The sequence below is a fragment of the Cellulosimicrobium sp. SH8 genome (genome assembly GCF_025818875.1).
In the GTDB taxonomy this organism is placed as follows: domain Bacteria; phylum Actinomycetota; class Actinomycetes; order Actinomycetales; family Cellulomonadaceae; genus Cellulosimicrobium; species Cellulosimicrobium cellulans_D.
Window position 1 is genome coordinate 500,879 of the sequence record NZ_JAMXMH010000001.1, and the last position, 23,705, is coordinate 524,583.

Annotated in this window: 17 protein-coding genes; 10 read left to right on the plus strand and 7 right to left on the minus strand. The window is 74.8% G+C overall.

Annotated elements, in window-relative coordinates:
* Window positions 1-178: 178 nt before the first annotated feature.
* Complete coding sequence (locus tag NF338_RS02175; protein WP_264029270.1) at window positions 179-1,798, minus strand: asparaginase; 1,620 nt, start codon at window positions 1,796-1,798, stop codon at window positions 179-181.
* 218 nt (window positions 1,799-2,016) lie between these two features.
* Here NF338_RS02175 and NF338_RS02180 point away from each other — a divergent pair, with 218 nt between their 5' ends.
* Complete coding sequence (locus NF338_RS02180; protein ID WP_264029271.1) at window positions 2,017-3,405, plus strand: pyridoxal phosphate-dependent decarboxylase family protein; 1,389 nt, start codon at window positions 2,017-2,019, stop codon at window positions 3,403-3,405.
* A gap of 120 nt (window positions 3,406-3,525) precedes the next feature.
* Window positions 3,526-4,068 carry a hypothetical protein gene (locus NF338_RS02185; protein WP_264029272.1) on the plus strand — a complete coding sequence of 181 codons (543 nt, stop codon included), beginning with the start codon at window positions 3,526-3,528 and terminating at the stop codon, window positions 4,066-4,068.
* A gap of 95 nt (window positions 4,069-4,163) precedes the next feature.
* Here NF338_RS02185 and NF338_RS02190 read toward each other — a convergent pair whose 3' ends face one another.
* Entirely contained in the window at window positions 4,164-5,312 is a 1,149-nt protein-coding gene (locus NF338_RS02190) for a ScyD/ScyE family protein (RefSeq protein WP_264029273.1), read from the minus strand.
* 287 nt (window positions 5,313-5,599) lie between these two features.
* Window positions 5,600-6,721, minus strand: a complete 1,122-nt coding sequence (locus NF338_RS02195) for an endonuclease/exonuclease/phosphatase family protein (RefSeq protein WP_264029382.1) — start codon at window positions 6,719-6,721, stop codon at window positions 5,600-5,602.
* A 366-nt stretch (window positions 6,722-7,087) separates the two neighbouring features.
* Between NF338_RS02195 and NF338_RS02200 the strand changes: the two genes are divergently transcribed.
* Both NF338_RS02200 and NF338_RS02205 read left to right on the plus strand, forming a co-directional pair.
* Entirely contained in the window at window positions 7,088-7,921 is an 834-nt protein-coding gene (locus NF338_RS02200) for a VOC family protein (RefSeq protein ID WP_264029274.1), read from the plus strand.
* Window positions 7,922-8,000: 79 nt separating this feature from the next.
* Window positions 8,001-9,374 carry a hypothetical protein gene (locus tag NF338_RS02205; protein WP_264029275.1) on the plus strand — a complete coding sequence of 458 codons (1,374 nt, stop codon included), beginning with the start codon at window positions 8,001-8,003 and terminating at the stop codon, window positions 9,372-9,374.
* Between the two features lie 62 nt (window positions 9,375-9,436).
* On the opposite strand, the gene NF338_RS02210 is transcribed toward NF338_RS02205, so the two are convergent.
* Both NF338_RS02210 and NF338_RS02215 read right to left on the minus strand, forming a co-directional pair.
* Window positions 9,437-11,326: a glycerophosphodiester phosphodiesterase family protein gene (locus NF338_RS02210; protein ID WP_264029276.1), complete on the minus strand. Its 1,890-nt coding sequence runs from the start codon at window positions 11,324-11,326 to the stop codon at window positions 9,437-9,439.
* Window positions 11,327-11,453: 127 nt separating this feature from the next.
* Window positions 11,454-12,263: a MerR family transcriptional regulator gene (locus NF338_RS02215; protein WP_264029277.1), complete on the minus strand. Its 810-nt coding sequence runs from the start codon at window positions 12,261-12,263 to the stop codon at window positions 11,454-11,456.
* Between the two features lie 36 nt (window positions 12,264-12,299).
* On the opposite strand from NF338_RS02215, the gene NF338_RS02220 reads away from it, so the two are divergent.
* A complete protein-coding gene (locus tag NF338_RS02220) occupies window positions 12,300-12,758 on the plus strand; it encodes a DUF6194 family protein (protein ID WP_264029278.1) in 459 nt (152 codons plus the stop codon).
* Between the two features lie 109 nt (window positions 12,759-12,867).
* Here NF338_RS02220 and NF338_RS02225 read toward each other — a convergent pair whose 3' ends face one another.
* Both NF338_RS02225 and NF338_RS02230 read right to left on the minus strand, forming a co-directional pair.
* Window positions 12,868-13,542 carry a histidine phosphatase family protein gene (locus tag NF338_RS02225; protein ID WP_264029279.1) on the minus strand — a complete coding sequence of 225 codons (675 nt, stop codon included), beginning with the start codon at window positions 13,540-13,542 and terminating at the stop codon, window positions 12,868-12,870.
* Window positions 13,543-13,703: 161 nt separating this feature from the next.
* The gene (locus tag NF338_RS02230; protein ID WP_264029280.1) at window positions 13,704-14,927 is read right to left on the minus strand and encodes a hypothetical protein; all 1,224 of its coding nucleotides are present in this window, start codon (window positions 14,925-14,927) and stop codon (window positions 13,704-13,706) included.
* A gap of 139 nt (window positions 14,928-15,066) precedes the next feature.
* On the opposite strand from NF338_RS02230, the gene NF338_RS02235 reads away from it, so the two are divergent.
* From NF338_RS02235 to NF338_RS02255, 5 genes are all read left to right on the plus strand, one after another.
* On the plus strand, window positions 15,067-15,714 hold the full coding sequence (locus NF338_RS02235; RefSeq protein WP_264029281.1) for an RNA polymerase sigma factor: 648 nt from the start codon (window positions 15,067-15,069) through the stop codon (window positions 15,712-15,714).
* Window positions 15,711-16,826 carry a hypothetical protein gene (locus tag NF338_RS02240; RefSeq protein ID WP_264029282.1) on the plus strand — a complete coding sequence of 372 codons (1,116 nt, stop codon included), beginning with the start codon at window positions 15,711-15,713 and terminating at the stop codon, window positions 16,824-16,826. The genes NF338_RS02235 and NF338_RS02240 overlap by 4 nt, the downstream gene beginning before the upstream one ends.
* A gap of 115 nt (window positions 16,827-16,941) precedes the next feature.
* Window positions 16,942-17,808: an alpha/beta fold hydrolase gene (locus tag NF338_RS02245; RefSeq protein WP_167551087.1), complete on the plus strand. Its 867-nt coding sequence runs from the start codon at window positions 16,942-16,944 to the stop codon at window positions 17,806-17,808.
* 572 nt (window positions 17,809-18,380) lie between these two features.
* Entirely contained in the window at window positions 18,381-19,547 is a 1,167-nt protein-coding gene (locus NF338_RS02250; protein WP_264029283.1) for a multicopper oxidase domain-containing protein, read from the plus strand.
* Window positions 19,548-19,743: 196 nt separating this feature from the next.
* The gene (locus tag NF338_RS02255) at window positions 19,744-23,676 is read left to right on the plus strand and encodes a ThuA domain-containing protein (protein ID WP_264029284.1); all 3,933 of its coding nucleotides are present in this window, start codon (window positions 19,744-19,746) and stop codon (window positions 23,674-23,676) included.
* Window positions 23,677-23,705 lie beyond the last annotated feature (29 nt).

Here is a 23,705-nt window from a genome sequence, read left to right on the forward strand (position 1 = left end):
CCCACCCTAGGGGATTCGTGAGGAGACCTGCGTAAGTCTCGCGTCCGGGTGCTTCCGCTCCCGGACGCGCCCGGGTCCGCGCCCGAGCACGTCGCGGCCCGCCCTCGAGCACGACCTGAGGGCCGCTATCGACTCGATAGCGGCCCCCAGGTCGTGCTCTGCAGGGATGGTCAGACCGTCAGCGGCACGACGTCTCCGGGTAGGCCGCCGTGGCCTCCGACTGCACGTCTCGGCCCGCGACGGTCTTGGACGCGACGAGCGTCGCCTCGCCCGCCTCGATCGCCTTGCCCTTGACGGCGAACGTCTTGTCGACCGTCCCGCCGGCGGGGACCGCGGAGAACGTGTGCTCGCCCGCCGCCGCCTGCACGTGGACGTCGATCGGCACCGTGTCCGTGTTCGTCACCGACACCGTGAGCCAGAGCTGCTTGCCCGCCGCCTTGCACGACGGCGTGGCCGTGCCCGAGAAGAGGACGGTCGTGGACCCCGGCTCGGCGCCGACCGTGGCCGCCGTCGCGGACTGGTCGAACGACGCGTTGCCGTAGGTCGTGAACCAACCCTGCGCCGTGGCGAAGTCGTCGGTGAAGGCGCGCGACAGGAGCAGCAGGAGCCGCGCCTTGACGGCGGTGAGGTCACCGCCCGCGATGATGCCCGTACCGCCCCCGTACGACGACCCGGAGCCGGTGCGCGTCGTGGAGACGAACCACACGCCCTTGTCGCGGATCGCCGCGGTGCGGGCCTGGCTCATCGCGGACGAGATGCCCCCCGCGCCGGTGCCCGCGGTGACGATGCCTCGGACGCCCGCGTTCGCGAACGCCGCGACGCCCTCGCCGCCCGCCTGCTGGTAGGACGTGACGATCTCGACGCGCGGGAGCGTCTTCGGGTCGACCTTCGCGAGGTCGAACGGCGTGAACCACTCCTCGGTGTCGCACGCCAGGACGCGTGCCGGCGCGCGGCCCAGCGTGATGTTGTCGCCGTCGATCCAGCCGAGCACGCCGTACTCGCGCGTCTGGAACGTGTCGGTGCGGTACGAGTTCGTCTTGGTGACCTCGCGGGCCGCCTGGATCTCGTCGTTGAGCATGAGCACGGTGCCGAAGCAGAACGTCTGCTGCGACGCCGCGACCTTGATCGCGTTGTACAGGTTGGCGGGCGCGTCCGTGCCGAACACGAGGCTCGAGCCCGGCCCGTCGCCCGACCCCCACGGGCGCATCGAGCCGGACGTGACGACGGGCTTGCGCGACCGGACCGTGAGGTCGAGCCAGTACGCGAACTCCTCCTGCGTGTCGGTGCCCGTCGTGACGACGACGGCGTCCGCCGTCGCGAGCTGCTTCTCCACCTCGAGCGTGAGCGCGTGGAACTGCTCCATCGAGTAGCCGGACGAGCCGGCGTTGCCGAACTGGACGGCCGTGACGTCGGCGACCGCGTCGAGCTCGGGGCGCAACGTGTTCAGCATGTCCTCCATGAGGTACGTGCCGGCGCGGTAGCTCGTGAACGTGTCGCGGCCGGTCGCCTTGCCGGCCATGGTGCCGCCGGTCGCGACGACGACGACCTTCGGCTTCTCCGCGGCGGCGGTCGCCGTCGCGGTCGCGTACCGGGCGGACGCGATGCCGAGCGGGTTGGCCGGCGCGGTCCCGGACGCGAGGACCGGCGCCGCGGCGCCCTCGGCGCGCGCGGCGGCGGCCGACGCCCGGGAGTCGGCGACGGTGTACGCGACCGTCGCGGCCAGGGCGGCGCACGCGAGGACGAGCGCGACGACGGCCGCGACGGCGCGGCCGGACAGGGTCAGGGTGAACGTTCTCAACAGGGGGGCCTTCCGTCGGGGGAACATCTGGCCCGCCCGACGCTAGGGACCGTGTGTTGCCTGACGGTTGCCTGTGCGTAAGAAGTACTCGCGTACCGGATCGGCGGACTCGTCCCGCCGACGGGCGCCGGTGCGCGGGTCGCGGTTGCCCCGCCCACGGGGCGGGTCCAGCCTGGTCGGAGGGGCCGGCGTCGGTCCGGCCCGGTCAGGAGCCGGTCATGGACGACCGCGACGCCGCCCTCCTGCGGGCGCACGAGCACGCCGCTGCGTGGCTCGACTCCCTCGCGACACGGCCCGTCCCGCCGCAGGCGACCGTCGGGGACGTCGTCGCCGCGCTGGGCCCCGACCTGCCCGACGGCCCCACGACGGCCGCGGACGTCGTCGACCTGCTCGCGACCGCGTGCGGTCCCGGCCTCACGGCCATGCCGTCCGGCCGCTTCTACGGCATGGTCATCGGCGGCAGCCACCCCGCGGCGCTCGCGGCCGACTGGCTCACGAGCGCGTGGGACCAGAACTCCGCGCTGCGCACCGTGACCCCCGCGCACACGGCCGTCGAGGACGTGACGAGCGCGTGGCTGCTCGACCTGCTGGGCCTGCCGTCGTCCGGTGCGGTCGGGTTCGTCACCGGTGCGACGACTGCGAACTTCACGGCGCTCGCGGCGGCACGGGGCGAGGTCCTGAGGCGCGCGGGGTGGGACGTGCGGCGCGACGGGCTGACCGGGGCGCCGCGCGTCCGCGTGCTCGTGGGCGCCGAGCGGCACGAGTCGGTCGACCTCGCGCTGTCCTACCTCGGGCTCGGTGCGCCCGAGGTCGTGGCTGCGGACGACCAGGGCCGCATCTCGGTCGCCGCGCTGGACGAGGCGCTGACGGACCAGGGCTCTACCTGGCAGGGGGTGCCGGGCGGTCCGACGATCGTCGTGCTGCAGGCGGGGAACGTGCACTCGGGGGCGTTCGACCCGTTCCGCGCGGCGGTCGAGGTGGCGCACCGGCACGGCGCGTGGGTGCACGTCGACGGCGCGTTCGGGCTCTTCGCCGCCGCGTCGCCGTCGTACCGCCACCTCGTCGCGGGGTACGAGGGCGCGGACTCGTGGGCGACCGACGCGCACAAGACGCTCAACGTCCCGTACGACTGCGGGCTCGCGATCGTCGCGGACCCCGCGCCGCTGCGCGCGGCGATGGGGATGCACGGCGACTACCTCATCCAGAGCGACACGGGCGACCCGCTCGACAAGGTGCCGGAGCTCTCGCGCCGCGGGCGCGCGTTCCCCGTGTGGGCGGTGCTGCGTGCCCTCGGGCGCTCCGGCGTCGCGGAGCTGGTGGACGGCTTCTGCCGGCACGCGACCGCGTTCGCCGCGGGGATGCGGGCGCTCGACGGCGCAGAGGTGCTCAACGACGTCGTCTTCACCCAGGTGTGCGCCGCGTTCGGGGACGACGCGCGCACGCAGGACGTCGTGCGCCGCGTCCTCGACGACGGCACGGCCTGGATGTCCGGGTCGCGGTGGCACGACCGCGCGGTGCTGCGCGTGTCGGTGAGCTCGTGGGCGACGACGGACGCCGACGTCCGCGTGAGCCTCGACGCCCTCCGCCGCGCGGCGTCGTCGGACTGAGGACGGGCACCGACCGGCACGGCCCGGCACGGCCCGGCACCGCCCAGCACCGACGGGCGCACCGACCGTCGCGGGACGGGCCCGGCCCCGGACGCGGGTGCTGCGCCTACACTCGCTGCCGTGCCCACCGCCGAGGACCTCGCCGCCGCCGTCCGCGCGCGCGCCGAGGGGACGCCGTACCGGATCGTCGGCGAGCGCCCGGACGGGTTCGAGCTGCGGCTCGACCGCCCCGACGCGGCGTGGTGGCGCATCTTCTCGCACAGCTACTACGCGACGCTCGTCACCCACGAGGTTAGTGTCCTGCCGGACGGGCTGCGGATCGAGCTCACCGATGTCGTGCGGCGCACGCACTGGGCTCTCGACGCCGACGGGCGGTTCGTCGAGCCCGAACGTGGCTGGGTGCGCTCCGTCTCGCGCGGGACCATCCGCTCGACGTTCACCGCGTCGATCGCCGACGACGAGTCGGGGGCGCGGACGCGCGTCCTCTTCGACACCGCGGCCGGGCGCCGGATCGTCACCGACGCGGCCCAGGGCCTGGGCATGAGCGTCGGGGCCTCGGCCGGCACCCGCACCGCGACCGTCGTCGGCCTCGTCGCCGCCGGGCTCGGGCTGGCCGTCGCCCTCAGCGCCGTCGTCATGATCTTCGTCGTCGGGCGGGGCTGACGGCCCGAGCCACGACGCGCACCGGCACGACGCGGCCCGGGCGCCCCCGCCGGAGCGAGGGCGTCCGGGCCGCGCCGCAGGCCGGTCGACGGCCGTCAGCGACCGCGGTGCTTGCCGAGGTCGACGCGCACGAGGTGCCCGTCGGGCGGCGTCGTCTCGTCCGCGGGCAGCACGTTCGTCGTCGCGAGCAGCCCCTTGCCGTCCCACTCGAGACCTGCGGGCAGCGGGACCTCCACGACCGTGCTCGGGCCGCGCTTGCCGACCTGCGAGATCTTCCCGCCGAACAGCTCGCTCACGTAGACCGTGCCCTGGTCCGTCACGGCGAGGTTCGTCGCGCCCACGAACCCGGACCCGAGCTGGCGCACCTTCCCCTTCCACGGGTCCACGGTGTAGACGGCGCCGCGCGCGCCGAGGCTCGCGTCCTCCGGCCCGCCGGGGAGCGTCGTCACGTAGAGCACGCCGCGCGGGCCCACCTCGACGTCCGTCGGGACGGGCTCGAACCAGTACGTCTCCCCGACGACGCAGTCGGGCCAGCCGATGGCCGCGGCCGCCTCCGCGGTGACCACCGCGGGCTGGGCCGGGAGGACGGCGACCGTGCGGACCTTCCCGCGGTCGCTGATCGACAGGATCGCGTTCGCGCCCGCGTCGGCGACGTAGGTCGTGCCGCGCGACGTGGTCGTCGCGTACGGGTGGGAGTCGGCGATCCCCGTGTACAGGCCCGGGACCGGCACCGGGGGCACCTGCGCGACGCACGCGGGGTCGGTCTCGCGCAGGCCGTACGTCACGCCCGCGTCCGGGTTGTTCGCCTGCTCGTACGCGAACGTGTCCGCGAGGACGCGGGGCGTGCCGGTCGGGTTCCCCCAGCGGTCCGTGCCCAGGGTCGAGACCTCCGACGCGACCGGGCCCTCCTCGCCGAGCTGCGTCTCGGTGAACGTGATGCGGCGGTCGGCGTAGGAGACGCCGCCGACCTCGCCGCCGTCGGGCGACGCGTAGAGCACGCTCGGGGTGCCGTCGCGCCCGACGGCCGTGAGCAGGCCGGGGAAGTTCTGGGTGACGTAGGTCGTGCCGCGCGGTCCGACCGCGAGGCTGAGGGGGGTGACGAGCCCGGTCGCGACGTCCGTCACGGTGGGTGGGCGTGGGTCGGGCTTCCCGCCGCCGTGCGCGACGGCGGGGCTCGCGACGAGCACGAGGGCGGCGGTCGCTGCGGCGACGCCTGCGGGCAGGGCGGTGCGGAGTCTTCTCATGGGTGCTCCAGGTCCGGCGGTCCCGGGGCGCGGCAGGGGTGTCGTCGCCGTGCTGCGGGGCAGCACGCGTGCGCGTCGCGCCGGGGACGTGGGTGAGATGGTCGTCGGGCCGGACGACGTGGCGCGCCACGGGTGTGCTGCGGGCGTGCTGTGCGACCGGCGGGGCGCCGGCCGGGAGTCTGCTGTGCGTCGGCGGTGAGCACAGACCTCCGAGTGTGCACCCGGCGGCCGTCGCGGTCCAGGACCGTCGCCCCGGGCGACGAGCGCCCGGGGCGAGGGCGGGACGGTCAGCCGCGGACGGCCAGGTCCACCCAGACGAGCCGGTGGTCGCTGCTCGGGAACGGGAAGACGCCCGTGAGCCGCGACAGCGGGTCCGCCTGGACCGGCCAGAACACGCCGGCGTCGCGCACGCGCAGGTCGCGCGACGGCAGCACGTAGTCCGCGCGCAGGTTGCCCGGCGCGGTGTCCGCGAAGTCGGCGGTGTCGAGCGCGGGGTCGCCGCGGTGCGTCGCGTTCGCGCCGCCCTGGAGCGCGGCCGCCTCGACGGCGCCGGCCGAGCGGGGCGCGGGGTCCTGGACGCGCCGGTGGTCGAGGAGCTGCTCGATCGCGGCGTCGACCGAGTCGCCGTCGAGCGGGTCGGCGTTCTGGTCGCCCAGGACGACGAAGCTCTCGCCCGGCTTCAGCCCGCCGCGACGGCCGGCGTCGTCGTACACGTACCGCGACGCCTTGCCGGGCGTCACGTAGTCCGCCCAGAACCGGATCTCGTCGTGGTTGCGGCGCCCGTTGCGGTCCTCGGGGCCGTCGAACGTGGGCGGTGTGGGATGGGACGCGAGCACGTGGACCGTCTCGCGGCCCACCCGCACGGGCACGTCCCAGTGCGACTTGCTCGACAGCCGCACGACCTCGAGCTCCTCGGGCGTGAACCAGTCCGCGGGCGCGGCCGTCGCCGGGTCGTCGGGGAGCAGCGCGCCGGGCATGTCCTTCCACAGGAAGTGCTGGAAGGTGCGGACGCCGCGCGTGTCGATCGGGTACCGCGACAGCACGACCATGCCGTACTGGCCCTCGAAGGCCCCGAATCCGAACGCGTCGTCGCCCCCGCCGACCGTGCCGTCGTTGTTGAGGTCGAACCCGCTGGGTACGCCCGTGTTCGACGGCGCGACGTACGCGTAGCGGTACTCGATCGGCGTCGCGCCGCCCTGGGCGACCTCGAGGTAGTGGTCGCGGAACAGGTCGACCGCGCGCCCGTCGGGCACGTAGTCGAACTCGTTGAGCAGCACGACGTCCGGCCGCGTGCGCTGGAGCACCTCGGCGATCGTCGCGGCCTGGGGGTCGTCGGGCGTCGAGAGGTCCGCCTCGAGCTCGCCCGCCGCGGCGCGGTTGAGGCTCGCGTTGTACGTCGCGACGCGCAGCGTCCCGGCGCCGTGCCCGTTCGCGTGCCCGTCCGCCTGCCCGTTCGCGTGCCCGGACCCGTTGCCGCCGTGCGCGACGGCGGGGCTCGCGGCGGCGCCGACGCCTCCCACGGTCAGGGCGACGGCGAGTGCGACGGGAACGGCGAGGGCGGGGACCAGGACGGTGCGGGCGGCGCGGGCGTGGTGAGCAGGTCTCGTGGACAGTCTCGTGGACACGGTGGCTCCTCGTCGTCGGGGACGGTGGTCGTCGAGAGGTTCCTCGCCACCGTACGCACGCCCGTCCCCGCACGGAAGGGCGGCGAGGTGACCGGCGGATGAACGCCCCGGTGGCCCTGCCGGTGTGGGCGCACGGTGGGATCCTGAGGCATGGACACCTCGCAGTCCCGGCCGACCCGCACCTACCCGCACGGCGTGCCGTGCTGGGTGGACACCGAGCAGCCCGACGTCGACGCCGCGCTCGCGTTCTACGGCGCCCTCTTCGGGTGGGACTTCGAGGACAGGCTCCCGCCTGGCGCGGGGGAGAGGTATGTCGTCGCCTCGCTCGGCGGGCAGGACGTCGCCGCGGTCGCGTCCGGGACCGGCGAGCCGGCGTGGATCACGTACGTCGCGGTCGACGACGTGGACGCCTCCTCGCGCGGCGTCCCCGACCTCGGCGGGGAGGTCCTCGACGGCCCGACGACGGTCGGTCCGCCGGGGCGCATGGCGTCCGTCCGCGACCCGCAGGGCGCGACGTTCCGGCTCTGGGAGCCCGGGACGCGCGTCGGGGCGCAGCGGGTCAACGAGCCGGGCACGTGGAACTTCAGCGTGCTGCACACGCCCGACGTCGCGCGGGCGCTGCACTTCTACGGGCCGCTCCTCGGGTGGGAGGTGGACCCGGGGCTCGGCGCGGGCATGGCCCGCGTCGAGGGCTACGGCGACCACCTCGCCCGGACCGTCTACCCGGAGATCGACGCGAACCAGGAGGGCGCGCCGCCCGGGTTCCGGGACGTCGTGGCGGGCGTGCTCGAGGACGGCGGTCCCCCGCGGCACTCGGTGACGTTCGCCGTCGCCGACCGGGACACGGCCGCCGCGGCCGCGGAGCGCGCGGGCGGCGTCGTGCTCTCGTCGGCCGACACGGAGTGGACCCGCGAGGCCGAGGTGCGCGACCCGCAGGGTGCGGTGCTCACGCTCTCGCAGTTCACCCCGCCCGAGGGCTTCTGACGGCGGGGTCGTCCTCCGGTCGTGCGGGTGACGTGGTCGGGGTGCCGACCCGGCCGCGCGCGTGCGGCATCATGACGCCGTGAACGTCGTCACCCGCACCCCGCACGACCAGGTCGTCGCTCGTCTGCGCGCCGCAGACCTCGAGTACGGGCGGGTCGGCCCGACGGACGAGCGCGGCTGGACCTTCGCCGAGGTCGACACGGAGGTCGACGCCGAGGCCGGTCGCGAGCCCGGCGCGCCCGCGTCGGTCGCGCAGGCGCTCGCGCGCGTCGACGAGCTGGTCCCGGCGCCGTGGGTCGTGCAGCTCGACGCCGGGTCGGACCTGCTGCCCGACGGCGTGAGCGCGATCCTCGCAGCCCGCACCGACCCGGTGGCTCCGCCGGCGGTCGTCACCTGGGTGCCCGTCGACCCGTCCGGGACGAGCACCGACCACGCGATGCGCCTCGACGACGAGCCGGGCGAGGTGCTCGCGGCCGTCGCCGCGCTCGTCGGGCTGCGGGACGCGTCGACCGCGCCGGACCTCCTGCGCGAGCTCGAGCACCCCGACGACCTGCTCGACACGTTCACCGCCGTCGCCGACCTGCCGGCGAGCGACTCAGCGGCACCCGACGCCGTCGTCCAGCTCGTGCGCGCCGACGCTGCGTTCGTGCGCGCCGCGGTGCGTCGCGCCGGGTCGGCGTGGGTGCGCGCGACGGACGAGCGCACGGCCGTGTGGACGGTCGCCCGCCCGCCCGCGCCCGTGCCGGGTGCGCCCGACGACGACGTGCGGGAGGCGTTCACGGCGGCCCTCGGCGGGGAGTTCCGTGCCCGGTCCGCGATCGAGCGCGGCCTGCGCCCGGGCGAGGCGATGGTCAGCCTGGAGCGGGCGGGTTCCGGGGTCTCCTGGACGCTCACCACGCCCGGGCGGCCGTGGGTCTTCGGGAGCTGGAACGACTCGTGGACGGACCTGTCGACCTCCGGGACCGAGGGCGCGTACGACGCGCTCGTCGAGACCTTCGGCGAGCCGCGCGACCCGAACCGGCTGCGCGCGCTGCTCGCCGCGTCCACGTGGCCTGGCGACCCGGTCGCCGACCTCGCCTATCTCCTCGGCCTGCCGTCGGCGGTCGTGGAGGCGGTCGACGACCCGGCGCGGTTCCGGCACGGCGCCGAGCGCGTCCAGCCCCTCGGCCCGACGGCGCCGCTCACCCCGGCCGAGAAGGCGGTGCTCGTGGCCCGCGCGCCCCGGCGCGGGGCGGGGAAGACCGTGCGGGACGTCGTCCTGCTCGTGCTGGGCGTCGTGCTCCTCGGCCTCGGGGCGACGATCCTCGCGACCGACGGCGCCGTCGTCGGGTCGGACGGCTCGCCCGACTGGTCCGTCGCCGTCTGGATCGCGGGCGGCGTCCTCGCGCTCGCCGGCTGGGCGGGGCTGGGCTCGGCCCGCTCGGACCGGCGCCGCTTCCTGTCCGACGCCTGAGCGGGCCCGTCCCGGTCGTCCTGTCGACGGGGACGGACCCTCTGCCGGCGGGGTCCTGCGCGTCAGCGGCCGTCGAGATGCGCGATCTCCTCGAGCAGGCGCTCGCGCACGCCCGCGTCGTCGACGAACCTCTCGACGGTCCGCCGCACCGACTCCCAGCGTCCCGCCTCGGTCGCGGTCAGCGCGTTGACGAGCTGACCGGGCGGGAGGTCGAGCAGCGCGACACGGGCGCGCAGCCCCTCGGGCGTGACCGTGACGACGACGGTCCGCTCCGCCGTCGCTTCGCCGCCCGCTCCCCGGGCCGTGGCGGAGACGGTGTGCTCGCCGAGCGCGAGGTCGGCGGCGGCGACCGCCGCCCCGTTCTCGACCAGCTCGCCGTCGAGCGAGACGGCGACCTCGTCCGCGTCCGTGGCGCTCGCGGCGAGGACGAGCGTGCCGCCGCGCTCGACCTCTGCACCCTCGGCCGGGCTCACGACCTCGACCGTCGGCGCGGCGGGAGCCGGTGCCTCTTGCTCGCGCGCCTGCTTCCAGCCGATGAACGCGCCCGCCCGGTCGGTGATGACGCCGTCGACCCCGATCTCGGTGAGCCGGGCCCAGTCGGCCGCGGAGTTCACGGTGTACGGCATCACGGCGATGCCGGCCTCGTTGAGGTCCGCGACGACGCTCGGGCGCGCGAGCAGCGCGCTCGCCGACGGGTTGTACATGACCGCCCCGAGGTCCTGCGCGACGGCGACCGGGTCGGCGTCGAGCGAGCCGCGCAACAGGCCGCGCGGGATCTGCGGCGCGTGCTCGCGCGCGGACCGCAGCGCGGCGACGTCGAACGACTGGAGCACCACGCGGTCCTCGAGCCCGGCCTCGACGACCATGTCCACGACCCGCTCGACCTCGGCGGACGTCTCCGGCCCCTTGAGCTCCAGCAGGAGGGTCGACGAGCCGGTCTCCAGGAGGTCGAGCACCTGCGCGAACGTCGGCAGGTGCTGACCGGCGAACGCGGGGGAGAACCACGACCCGGCGTCGAGCGCGGTGACCTGCCCACCGGGCAGGACGGCGACGTCGCCCGAGCCCTCGGTCGTGCGGTCCACGGTCTGGTCGTGGAGCACCACGGGCAGACCGTCCGCCGTGGTGTGCACGTCGATCTCGACGTACTCGGCGCCGGTGCGCATGCCCGCCGCCACCGCGGCGAGAGTGTTCTCCGGCGCGACCGACGAGTACCCGCGGTGCGCGACCGTGACGGGGAGCTCCCCGTCGCCGCCGACGTAGGACGCGGGCTCGATCTCGGTGACGGTGACGTCGTCGACGCTCACGGTCGCGCCCGCGGTCACGAAGCCGAGCGCGCCGTCGCGGGACCGGTCGATCCGCCCCTCCAGCAGGGTCTTCCCGTCGAGCGCGCAGGTGACCGCGGCGCCCTGTACCTCGACCGACAGGTGCACGTCGCGGCCCGTCGCCGCGTCCGCCGAGGCGGAGGCCGTGTACGGGACGTTCCACGCGTTCGCGGCCGTCCGCTGCGCGATCTCGACGCCGTTGCTCGCGGTCGTCGTGCTGCGCAGGACCGCCTGCCACCACGGCACCGCGCCGTCGGGCGCGACGTCGAGGATCGCGCCCGCCCAGCGGGAGGCGTTGTCCACGCTCTCGAAGCGCAGCGTCGCGTCGAGGCGGTAGTTCTCCGCCGACTGCCCGAAGACGATGCGCGCCGGCGACGACCCGTCAGGTGCGTCGCCGACGAGCCGGCCGTCGCGCACCTGCCAGTCGCCGAGGACGGGCGTCCACCCGTCGGGGAGGGTGTCGCCGTCGAACGACTCGGCGAGCAGGACGTCGCCGGGCGCGGCGGCGGCCGGGGCGGCGAACGGGACGGTCGCGGTCGTGGCCGCCGCGGCGACGAGCGTGCTCGCGAGCAGGGTTCCTGCCAGCGCGGCGGCGGTACCGCGCACGGCGCGGCGTCGGGTGGTCGTCATCGGTTCCTCCGAACGTCGGGACGGTTGCCCCGGCGACGCTACGAATGCCGCATGACGGTCCGGTGGACTCCGGGCGACGCCGGAGGGACGGGCAGGTGTCGGGTGCCCGTGGGGGCCGCCGCGAGGGTCACGCGGGCGGCGGCGTGCCCGTCAGCAGGCGCGCGACGTCGTGCCCGGCGTCGAGGAGCGCGACGGTGCGGAGCGCGATCGTGCCGAGGCGCGCGTCCAGCGCGGCGAGCGGGTCGGCGACGTCGGCCGGCCCGGTGGTCCGGCGCAGCGCGTCGATGGTTCTCCGCACGTCCGGGACCCGGTACCCGGCCGCGCGCAGGGCCGCGACGACGCGCGCCTCGCGGACCGCGGCCGGCGGGTAGCGACGGGCCGAGACCGACCCCGCGCGCGAGGCGACGCGGTCCGGCGCGAGGAGCCCCTCGCGCTCCCAGAACCGGAGCGTGGACGCGCGCACCCCCAGCGCGGCCGCGAGCTGCGTGATCGTGAGGACGGACGCGTCGGCGTCGTCCTGTCCCGCGGTCACGTCGCCGGGAGGGCGGGCCTCGTCGTCGCCCTCCGCACGGATCGCGAGGAGCGCGCGCCGGGCGGCGAGCGCCTCCTCGCGCTCGCGCGCGAGGGTCACGTGCAGCGCGCCGACGAGCGCCGTCGCCTCGTCCCGGGACAGCGTGCGCACGGCGCGCAGGACCCGGCGCGCCTCGACCGGCCCGACCGCGGTCGCGAGACCGCGGTACGCGCGCAGAGCCAGGACGTGCTCGTCGCCGAAGGTGCGGTAGCCGTTCGCGGACCGGCCCGCGGGCGGCAGGACGCCGAGCGCCTCCAGGTCCCGCACCTGCTGCACGGACCATCCGGTCGCGCGCGCGACGTCGGACGTCCGCAGCGGGCGAGAACCCACCCCGCCGGACGGACCACGCCCGGGCTCCTTCGTCACGACCCTCCAGAAGCACTTCAAGCAGACACTCGAATCATGAGTATGAAGCAGATCCTCGACACGGTCCGGTCCCTCGACGGCGTCCTCGTGCTCTCGCCCGGTCCCGGCAGCGAGTTCCCCGAGCTGGCGTGGGGCGACCACTTCTTCTACCACGCCCCCGACGGCGAGATCCCCCACGGGCAGCCGTACGGCACGGTCGTCACGAAGGACTACCCCGACGACACCACCTCACGACTCGACGACGAGGGCCGGTGGAGGGTCAACGTGCACGTGGGCCGCGACCGGTTCCGCGACCTGGTCGGCTCCGATCCCCGTGACGGAGAGCCGTCGGAGGTGGGGGAGACCGACGTCGTCGTGCCGCACCCGGTCTACGGCGCGCTCGGCTGGGTGTGCGTCGTCAACCCGGCCGAGCGCACGACCGGACTCGTCCTCGACCTGCTGCGCGCCGCCCACGACGACGCCCGCGCCCGCGCCGCCCGCCGCACCGCGCGGTAGCGACGGCCCCCGGGTGCCGGTCGACCACGAGGCCGCACCGCGTCGACCACGGGGTTGCTGTCGTCATCGACCGGAGAACGACAGCAACCCCGTGGTCGACGGGAGTCGCTCAGACCGGGACGGCGGCGGCCGACGGCGCGGGGCGCGCGGCGACGTGGCCGTGCCCGGCGACGTCGACGCCGACCGCGAGGACGCGCGGGACACCGTCGGTCACCTCGACGGTGGACACCGACGCGTTGGGCAGGGCCGCGAGGCCGGACGGGTCGAGCGTCGCGAGCCACGCGCCGAGCGTGAGGCCGTGGCCCACCACGAGCACGTGCCGGTCGAGCACCGCGCCGGGGCGGGACGCGTCGTCGTGCGCGGCGACGACCCGGGCGAAGACGTCGCGCACGCGGGCCATGAAGTCCTTGCCGGGCTCGCCGCCGCCGACGCCGGGGTGCGTGCCGGCGAGCATGCGCGGCACGAGCTCCGCCCACGGCTCGACGGCGTCGAGGTGCGACTCCGGGCGCCGCTCGTACGACCCGAACGACAGCTCGCGCAGGTCGTGGTCGACGGTCAGCGGGAGGTCGGGGTGGTGGCGCAGGATTTCCATCGCCGTGAGGACCGCGCGGCCCTGCGGGGAGGAGTACGCGGCGGCGAAGTCGTGCCGCGCGAGGTGCTGCGCGGTGACGCGCACGCCCGCGCGCCCCGTGCGGGTCAGGGGGGAGTCGCACGACCCCTGCAGGTGGCGCCGTGCGTTGAGGTAGGTCTGCCCGTGTCGTACGAGCGTGATCGTCAGGGTCATCGTCGCTGTGCCCTCTCCGGTCGTCCCGGTCTGCTGGTCACGGCCGACGCTAGGGCGTCCCGGTTTCGGGACGACGACGTCCCGGTGACGATCGTGTGGCCGGTGCCGGAACGCCGTGGGCCTCGGGGCGCTGCGACCGTGCGGCGCAGCGGCCCGGGCCGTCACACGGGTGCGGCGACCTCGTCGCGCTGCGCGCTCGGGACCTGCTCGCGGTCCGTGTCCTCCGAGCGGTCGGTCGCCTCCGCGGCGTCCACGGGCTCCATCGACGAGCCGCCCGTCTCCGCTGCGGCGTCCGACTCCTGCCGGCCGGCCGCCGGCGTCGCCGCCGGCGCGGGCCACGGTTCCTCGGCATCCCCGGCGGCGTCAGGCACCGCGCCGGCCGCCCGGTGCACGACGACCGCGAGCGGTGCGACGAACACCCCGCAGACCAGGCCCCACCCCAGGCCCGCCTGGAGCACGGGGAGGACGCGTCCGGCGTCGGGCAGGACGCCGCCGGAGGCGACGGTCGAGACGACGACGGGCACCGCCGCGGCGACGGCCGCCCCCGCGACGCACGCGAACCAGGTGGCGAGCAGGAGCGCCCAGCGGCCCTCCACCGGGGGCAGGCGGCGCGCGGCGAGCGCGGTGAGCAGCCCCACGGCCAGCCCGACGCCGAGCGGCAGCGCGAGGTGCACCGGGTCGGCGAGGAGGGCGTCCCGGTCGACGGCGAGGCGCGCGGAGGGCAGCAGCACGACGTCCCGGGCGACGCCCCACGGCGACTGCGGGTCGGATGCGCCGGGGAGCAGGGTCCGCCCGACGCCCGCGGCCGCCCAGAGCACGCCCGTCGTCGTGCCCGCCGCGAGGGCCGCCGGCCAGGCGCGCACCGTCGTCGGCGTGCGGGTGTGCCGCGTGCCCGCCGGGTCGTCGCGGCGGTCGGTGAGCGCGCGCGTCACGACGACCGCGAGCCCGACGAGCAGGCCGTTGACGAGCCCCCACCAGCCGCCGAGCGCGGTCGCGACGAGCTCGGTGATCGTGTCCGCGCGCCAGGGCAGCGTGACCCCGGCGAACCAGGCGGCCGTCGCGGCGAGCGCCGACGCGGCGACGACGGCGAACCAGACGCCGAGGAACGTCGCCCAGCGGCCCGTGCCCGACGGCAGGCGCCGCAGCACGAGCTGGGTGCCGGCGGCGACGAGCGCCCCCGCCAGCGCCGCCGTGAGGAGCGTGCTCCCGGAGACGGGCCCACCCCCCGCACCGGTCGGGTGCGGGAGCAGCGCGCGGAGGAGGGTGCCGGGCACGGCGAGCGACGTCCCGGACAACCAGTCCGCGAGGCGTCCCGTGACCACCCAGAGGACCGCGGTGAGCGTTCCGGCGACGACGACGGCGGGGACGGTCCTCGATGACGGCATCCTGCGAGGGTAGTGGCACGGCGCGCCTGGCCGCACCGACCGGTTCGTCCCGGGCTGTCATCCTGGGCGGCCTGCCGGACATCCCCTTCCGGAGCGTCGCGAGGTGCGGCGTCGAGGACGACGACAGGAGCGAGGACTGATGTCCCCACCCCCCGACGAGGCGGAGGCGCGGGCGCGTCTCGACCGCCTCTACCGCGACCATGCGCGGTCCGTGTACCGGTGCGCGGCGACGCGGCTGTCCCCGCAGGACGCGGAGGACGTCGTGTGCGAGGTGTTCGTGGTGGCCTGGCGCCGGATCACGGAGGTGCCGCCGTACGAGCTCGCGTGGCTCCTGCGGGTCACGCGCAACGTCATGGCGAACCACCTGCGCGCGGGCTCGCGCCGGGCGGCGCTCGTGCGCCGCGTCACGGGCGTCGCCGCGCCGAGCGTGCCCGACCACGCGGGGGACGTCGTCGGGCAGGACGCCGCCGAGCGGCTGCTCGCCCTCCTGCCCGCGCGCGACCAGGAGGTCCTCCGGCTCCTCGTGCTCGAGGACCTGTCGGTCCCCGAGCTCGCCGAGGCCCTCGGGTGCCGCCCCAACACCGCGTCCGTGCGCGTGCGGCGCGCCAAGGAGCGCCTCGCGCGCCTGTACGCCGAGCTCGACCGGTCCGCGGCCGCGCCGAGCCGGACCCCGGGCCGGTCCGCGCCGCGGCCCCTGGCCGCGCCGTCGTACGCCGCCGCGACGGCGGCCACGGCGGCCGCCACCGCCACCGCCGTTGACTCACCCCGAGAAGGGACGACCCCGTGAACGACCCGATCCACCGCCTGCGTACCGAGAGCACCCGCCCGGACGCGGACGTCCCGCTCGACGCCGTCCTCGCCACGATCCACGCCCGGACGGCGGGCGAGCGACCCGGGGCGCTGAGCCGGCGGCGCCGGACCGTGCGCACGGCGGCGGTCGGTGTCGTGGGCGCCGGCGTCGTCGTCGCGGGCGCGCTCGCCCTGCCCGGCCTCGTCCCGGGGTCCGGACCCGACGCCGTGCCCGAGCCCGTGGCCGCGCCGTCGCCGACCACGGAGGTGCGCGACGGCGTCGTCGGCGAGGACCCGGACACCGACGGCACCGTGGTGGCCGCCGTCGCGTACGTCGAGCGGGCGCGCACGGCCGTCCAGGACGTCGACCTCTCGACCCTGGTGCTCGAGGTCGGGTCGACGTTCGGCGTCCAGCACCCGGGCGAGCCCGCGCTCGACACGTCCGCGACGCGGGAGTTCACGGCCGGCGACGGGAGCGCGACCCGCTGGCTCTCCGAGCAGGACTTCGTCGCGTCGGTCGGCACCAGCACGGTGGGCGTCGAGGAGGTCAAGCACGCCGACCCGGCCGGCCTGGAGGGGCAGATGACCTACTGGTGGGTGAGCCCCGCGGCCGGTGTCTACACGCGGTTCACGCTGCCGGTCGAGAACTGGGACGACATCCAGGAGGGCACCATCCGGGAACAGCTCACCACGCAGATGACGGACCTCGCCGCGCAGATGGACGCGATCCAGGCGCTCGCCGAGCAGCCGGACGTCGTCACGGGCGGCCCTGAGGGACGGACGGTCGGCGGTCGTCCGGCGACGTGCTTCGAGCTCTCCGGTCCCGGGTCCGCGGCACCGGCGAGCGAGACGTCGATGTGGGTCGGGGGCGAGCCGGGCACCGTCGACTGGACGCGGGCCGCGTGCTTCGACGACGAGACGCACCTGCCGCTGTCGGACGAGCGGACCGAGCACTACTACGTCGACGGCGCCACCGAGACCAGCCTCCTGGTCACGACGTCGGAGTACACCTGGCACCCGCGGGACGCCGCGTCGCTCGCACTGCTCGAGCCGTCGGTCGCGGGCCTGCGCGAGGTGTCGAAGGACGAGTACGTGCGCCTGACGAGCTGACGTGCGACGGCCGGCCCGGGCGGCCGGCCGTCGCCGATGAGTTCCGGTCGCCGTCGTCGTCTGAACGCTCGGGACCCGCGGTGCACGGCCGCGGGCGGACGACATGGAGGACGCCATGAGCGAGCGCAAGACCTACACCCTGGACGTGCCCGGTGCCGTCGTGGCGTACGACGTCTGGACGCCGGAGACGGCGGGCGACCGGCGGCCCGTCGTCGTCATGGGCTCGCCCATGGCGGCGTCCGGGTTCGAGCAGCTCGCCGGGCTGCTCGACGACCGGGTGGTCGTCACGTACGACCCGCGCGGCACCGAGCGCAGCACGCTCGCGCCGGACGGCGAGGTCTCGGTCGAGGCGCACGCCGACGACCTGCACGCGGTCGTGACGGCGGTCGGGCTGGGGCCGGTGGACGTGTTCGGGTCGAGCGGGGGAGGTGTGGTCGGGCTGTCGTGGGTCGAGCGGTACCCGGGGGACGTGCGGACGTTCGTCTCGCACGAGCCGCCGATCACGCCGCTGCTCGAGGACGCCGCGCTCGCGACCACGGTCCAGGCGGACATCGTCGAGACGTACGGCCGGGAGGGGTTCGGCCCGGCGATGGCGAAGTTCGTCGCGCTCGTGAGCCACGTGGGCCCGCTGCCGGCCGACTACCTCGGCCGGCCGGCGCCCGACCCGGCGATGTTCGGCTTCCCCACGGCCGACGACGGGTCGCGCGACGACCTGCTCCTCGGCAAGAACCTCGCGACGATGCCGTCCTGGGCTCCCGACGGCGCGGTGCTGCGAGCGTCGGGGACGCGGGTCGTGCCCGCCGTGAGCGCGCAGGGCGAGGGCACGCTGGCGTGGCGCGGCGGCGCCGCCCTGGCCGCGCTGCTCGGGGTGGACGCGGTGACGTTCCCCGGGGACCACGGCGGCTTCATGGTCAGCGAGTGGTCGCCGCACAACGACCCGGCGGCGTTCGCCGCCGCGCTGCGCGAGGTGCTCGACGCCTGACCTGCGCGCGTCGCGCACGCGCTGAGCGACCCCCGAGCACGGGGTGGTCGACCGCCTCTCCGAGACCCGGTCGCCCGCCCCGTGCTCGGCGATTCTCCGGCCGACGCCGCGGACAAGTGTCGACTGACCGGGGACTTTTGCTTGTTGTCGACACAACTTTCGCCTACCTGTTGACATCGGCCCCTGACTGCGGTGTCATAAACCTCGTTGCCCCTGGAACCGACCAGGGGACCGGACGTCGGGCAGGGGAGCGCGGCGTCCGGACCGACAGCCGACGGCGCGCACCGACGCGTGCCCCGGCGGGACCATGGCGGTCCCGGACCTCGCCCCACGGTCGGTCTCCCACCGGTCGCAGGTCGAGCCCCGCACGACCGAGCACCTGACTCGACCCTCTGCGACGCGGGACACCCCCGCACGACCCAGTCCTGCCCACAGTGCACCCCCCACAGCACCACCCGGGGAACCTCCGCGCGCCCACGTGGCGCCGGTCAGCGTGACGGCGAGCGCCGGCACGCCGGTCCGGCGCGCCCGCGAGCCGCCCGGACGACCCCGTACGCCCGGAAGGAGTCCCCATGCCCGACCCGACGACCGAGACCGAGACGCCCGCGAGGCCGCTCTCGCGACGGGCGCTTCTCGCGGGGGCAGGCGTCGTCGCCGCGAGCCCCGCGGCCGCCCTGCTGCTGGGCGCCGGAGGCAGCGTCGCCGCAGCACCCCCGGCCGCCGCCGCGACGACGAGCGGAACGGCGGCCGCCGGGGCGGTCGTCGCCGCCGCCGGAGACGTCCGCAAGATCACGATGTACGCCGAGCGGATCTCCGACACGCTCGTCGGCTACGGCCTCGAGCGCGGCAAGGCCACGGTGCCCGGCCCGATCCTCGAGATGTGGGAGGGCGAGACCCTCGAGATCACGCTCGTCAACACGACGGACAAGCGCCTGTCGATCCACCCGCACGGCGTGAACTACGACGTCAACAGCGACGGCAGCGCCTTCAACAACTCGTTCAACGAGCCGGGCGAGACGCGGACCTACACCTGGTCGACCGTCAAGATGGCGCGCGACCGCGGCATCTGGATGCCGGGCAGCGCGGGCTACTGGCACTACCACGACCACGCGTGGGGCGACCACGGCACGCAGGGCCTCGCCGCCGGGCTCTACGGTGCGCTCGTCGTGCGCCGGGTCGGGGACGTGCTGCCGCAGAAGCAGTTCACGATGGTCTTCAACGACATGACGATCAACAACAAGGTCGCCCCCGCCACCCCGATGTTCGAGGCGAAGCTCGGCGAGCGCGTCGAGTTCATCTGCATCGGGCACGGGAACCAGCTCCACACCTTCCACCTGCACGCGCACCGCTGGGCGAACAACCGGACCGGCCTGCTCGCGGACCAGTACGACCCGAGCCAGGTCGTGGACAACCGGGACCTCAACCCGGGCGACGCGTTCGGCTTCCAGGTCGTCGCCGGTCTGGGCGTCGGCCCGGGTGCGTGGATGTACCACTGCCACGTCCAGTTCCACTCCGACGGCGGGATGGCCGGCATCTTCCTCGTGCGCAACGCCGACGGCTCCATGCCGCCGGGGGCGCAGGACTCCATCGACCGCTTCCAGGGTCACGGCAGCCACACCATGTCGGCGCCGTCCGGAGGGAGCGCCACGACCGACGGCGCGGCGGCCACCACCGGTGGTGCCGCGGCCGGAGGGACCGGGCCGGCCGTCGTCGACCTCACGGGCCACGCCGGCCACTGACCGGCCACCGAGCTGTCGGCTGATCCAGCACCGACGGGCCGCGGGCTCGCCCCGCACCAGCACCACCTCGCACCAGCACGACCCGCTCCCGGCCCGGCCGGGAGCGCCGCACCGATGACGAAGGAGTTGGAGAGTGCTGTCCAGACGATCGACATCCCCCACGAGGGGACGCTCCCGACCAGGAGCACTACTGGCCATGACCGTGGGCCTCACGAGCGTGGCGCTCGTCGCGAGCGCCGCCGTGATCCCGGCGTCCGCCCAGCCCGTCGCCACGGCGCCGAGCAGCGCCGTCGCCTCGAGCGGGGCGCTCGCCACGGCTCCGGTCGCGACCGCCGCGGCCACGACCGCCGTGCGCGTGCTCGTGTTCCACGGCGCGCCCGACGAGCAGACCGACCCGGTCGTCGCCGCGACCGCGGCGCTGACCGAGCTGGGTGCCGCGAACGGGTTCGACGTCGAGGCGACGTCCGACCCCGCGATGCTCAGCGAGGCGACGCTCGGCGAGTACCGCGGCGTCGTCATGCTCTCCTCGGAGGGCATCGAGCTGAGCGGCGAGCAGGAGGCCGCGCTCCAGGCGTACATCAACAAGGGCGGCGGCTTCCTCGGCGTGCGTGACGCCGCGCGCGCCCAGTCCGCGTCGAAGTGGTTCGAGGGCCTCGTCGGCGCCCGGATCCAGGGCGCGACGATGGTGTCGGAGAAGGTCGCCGAGGCGACCGGCACCGGCCGCAGCCCGGCCGCCGAGACGCCGGCCAAGGCCGTCGACGGCGACCCCAACACCAAGTGGCTGACGTTCGCGCGCACGGGCCAGCTCACGCTGCGCATGGAGCAGCCCGTCGCGCTCGTGAAGTACGGCATCACGTCGGCGAACGACTCCGCGGGCCGCGACCCGAAGAACTGGAAGCTCCAGGGCTCGACCGACGGTCAGACCTGGGTCGACCTCGACACGCGCACCGACGAGGACTTCCCGCAGCGCTTCCAGCCGCGCACGTTCGACGTCGGGAGCGAGACCGAGTACGGCTGGTACCGGCTGGACGTCACCGCGAACTCGGGCGACGCCGAGATCCAGCTCGCGGAGCTCTCCATCTTCGGCCCCGACTCCGTCGAGCAGCCCGACCCGGAGATCCCGCTCGAGGAGCGCACGGTCGACCTGGTCGACCGCCAGCACCCCGCGACGGCGGACCTCCCGCTCACGTGGGACCGCGAGGACCGGTGGCTCGACTGGGCCGACGACCCGACCGGTGACGTGCACACGGTCGCGACGCTCGAGCCCGGCCCCGAGGCCGGCCCGACGACCAACCCGTTCCAGCCCCTCTCCTGGTGCCGCGACTACGACGGCGGCCGCTCGTTCTTCACCGGCATGGGCGGCACGCCCGAGAGCTGGCAGGACGCGACGTTCCGCGAGCACCTGCTCGGTGCGCTCCAGTGGACGACGGGCGTCGTGCGCGGCGACTGCCAGGCCACGATCGCGTCGAACTACAAGGCCGAGCGCCTGTCGAAGGTGAACACCGCGGGCACGCTCGACCAGAACGGCGAGCAGCACGGCCTGACGATCGCGCCCGACGGCACGGTCTTCTACATCGGCCGCGGCGCCTGCACCACCGGCCCGATCGCGTCGTGGAGCGACCCGAACGTGGGCCTCGGCTGCGGCACGATCCACCAGTGGGACCCGGAGACCGGCACCGCGAAGCTGCTCACGACGCTCGACGTCATGGGCAACCGCGGCAGCGGCGACGAGCTCGTGAAGAACGAGGAGGGGCTGCTCGGCATCGTGCCGGACCCCGACTTCGCGACGAACCACTGGCTGTACGTGTACTGGATGCCGCACGACAACATCGACCGTGAGCGGCGCGTGGGCTACCGCACGGTCTCGCGGTTCACCTACGACCCCGCGACCCCGACGATCGACCAGAGCACGCGGGTCGACCTGCTCGAGTGGGAGACGCAGATCCACAGCTGCTGCCACGCGGGCGGCGGCATGGCGTTCGACAACGAGGGCAACCTCTACGTCGGCTCGGGCGACAACAACTCGTCCGGCGGCTCGAGCGGGTACTCCGGCAACAACTGGACGCAGGAGTACGCGGGCCTGAGCTTCCAGGACGCACGCCGCACGGCGGGCAACACGAACGACCTCAACGGCAAGATCCTGCGGATCCACCCTGAGGACGACGGCACGTACACGATCCCGGACGACAACCTGTTCCCGGTGGGCGAGTACCCCGCGGACAAGACGCGCCCCGAGATCTACGTCATGGGCGTGCGCAACATCTCGCGCCTGCAGATCGACCCCGACACGAACTGGTTGACCGCGGCCTGGGTGGGCCCGGACGCCGGCAGCCCGAGCCCCGAGCTCGGCCCGGCCAAGTACGAGACCGCGACGATCATCACGTCCGCGGGCAACCAGGGCTGGCCGTACTGCATGGGCAACAAGCAGCCGTACCGCGACCGGAGCAACGAGGACGCGAGCGTCCTCGCCGGCTGGTACGACTGCGACAACCTGAAGAACACGTCGCCGCGCAACACGGGTCTCGTCGACCTGCCGCCGGTGCGCGACAACATGATCTGGTACTCGCCCTCGGGCGGCGGACCGGTGTTCCCGGACCGCGGCAACGGCCTCCCGTCGTACGTGGACAGCGAGGCGACCTACACGATCCCGTGGCTGCGGGGTGGCGGCCAGGCCGTCATGTCCGGTCCGACCTACCGCCAGTCGCAGGTCGACCCCGACTCGGACGTCGCGTGGCCGTCGTACTGGGAGGGCAAGTGGTTCATCGGCGACCAGTCGAACGCGAACAACCGCGTCGCGGTGACGGTCGACCCGGAGAACCTGGAGTCCCCCGTGTTCATGGAGGACCTCCGCCAGATCATCCCGGGCGGTCGCGGTGACGGCCTGCTGCAGAGCTGGATGGACGCGAAGTTCGGTCCGGACGGCGCGCTGTACCTGGTCGACTACGCGGGCGGCTTCTTCAGCCTCGACCCGAACCAGAAGCTCATGCGGATCACGTACCAGGGCGGGGCTCCGACCCCGGCTCCGGCGGCCTCCGCGACGAGCATCCAGGGCGACCCGCTGACCGTGCAGTTCACCGGTGCGCGTTCCGGTGGCGTCTCCTACCTCTGGGAGTTCGGCGACGGCTCGACCTCGCGTCAGGCCAACCCGAAGCACAAGTACCCGCGCGTCAAGAACTACGAGGCCAAGCTCACCGTCACGTACGCCGACGGCTCGACGGCCACGGTCACGACCGACGGCTCGCCGTCGTGCACCCTGCCCGACGAGCGCGAGACCGTGTTCTTCGGCGACGTGGACTCCACGGTCGAGAACCGCGACCTGGGCGCGTGCAACATCGCCGACCTGTTCCAGGACGAGAAGGAGTGGCGCACCCACGCCCGGTTCCTGGCGCACGTCGAGTCGGTTGCCAAGGGCCTGTACGACGACAGCCGCATCAGCGACCGCGAGCGTGCTCGCCTCGTCGACGCGGCGGCCCGGTCCCAGATCGGCGCGTACCCCGGCGGGTACCGCACGATCTTCGACGGCACCGAGGCGTCGCTGTACGACTGGTTCCAGGCTCCGGGCGGCAAGTTCACGCTCGAGCCGGGCGGCTCGCTCAAGTCGAGCGGCGGCCTGGGCATGCTCTGGTACGCGGGCGAGGAGCTCGGGGACTTCTCTGTGAAGCTCCTGTACCGCGACGTCTCGGCGGGCGACCACTACGCGAACAGCGGCGTGTTCACCCGGTTCCCGAACCCGAACGACCCGGGTGACGCGCAGTGCGCGAACAACCAGTCACCCGCGTGGGTCGCGATCTCCTGCGGTCACGAGATCCAGATCTACGACGGTCCGACGGGCGAGCCCCAGAAGACCGGCTCGGTCTACAACTTCGACCCGCTCGGCCTGAACACCGGTGGCGAGAAGCCCAAGGGCGAGTGGAACGAGTACGAGATCCGGGTCGTCGGGCAGCACTACACGATGATCCGCAACGGTGTCGTCATCAACGAGTTCGAGAACTCACCGGGACAGCAGTCGTCCCGGGCCGGCGACCCGCCCACGGACCTGCGCCAGTTCGACAGCGGGTTCATCGGGCTGCAGAACCACGGCAACTCGGACCTCATCGAGTTCCGTGACATCCGGGTGGCGGACCTGTAGCACCGCCCGGCGGGGACGGCCCAGCCGGC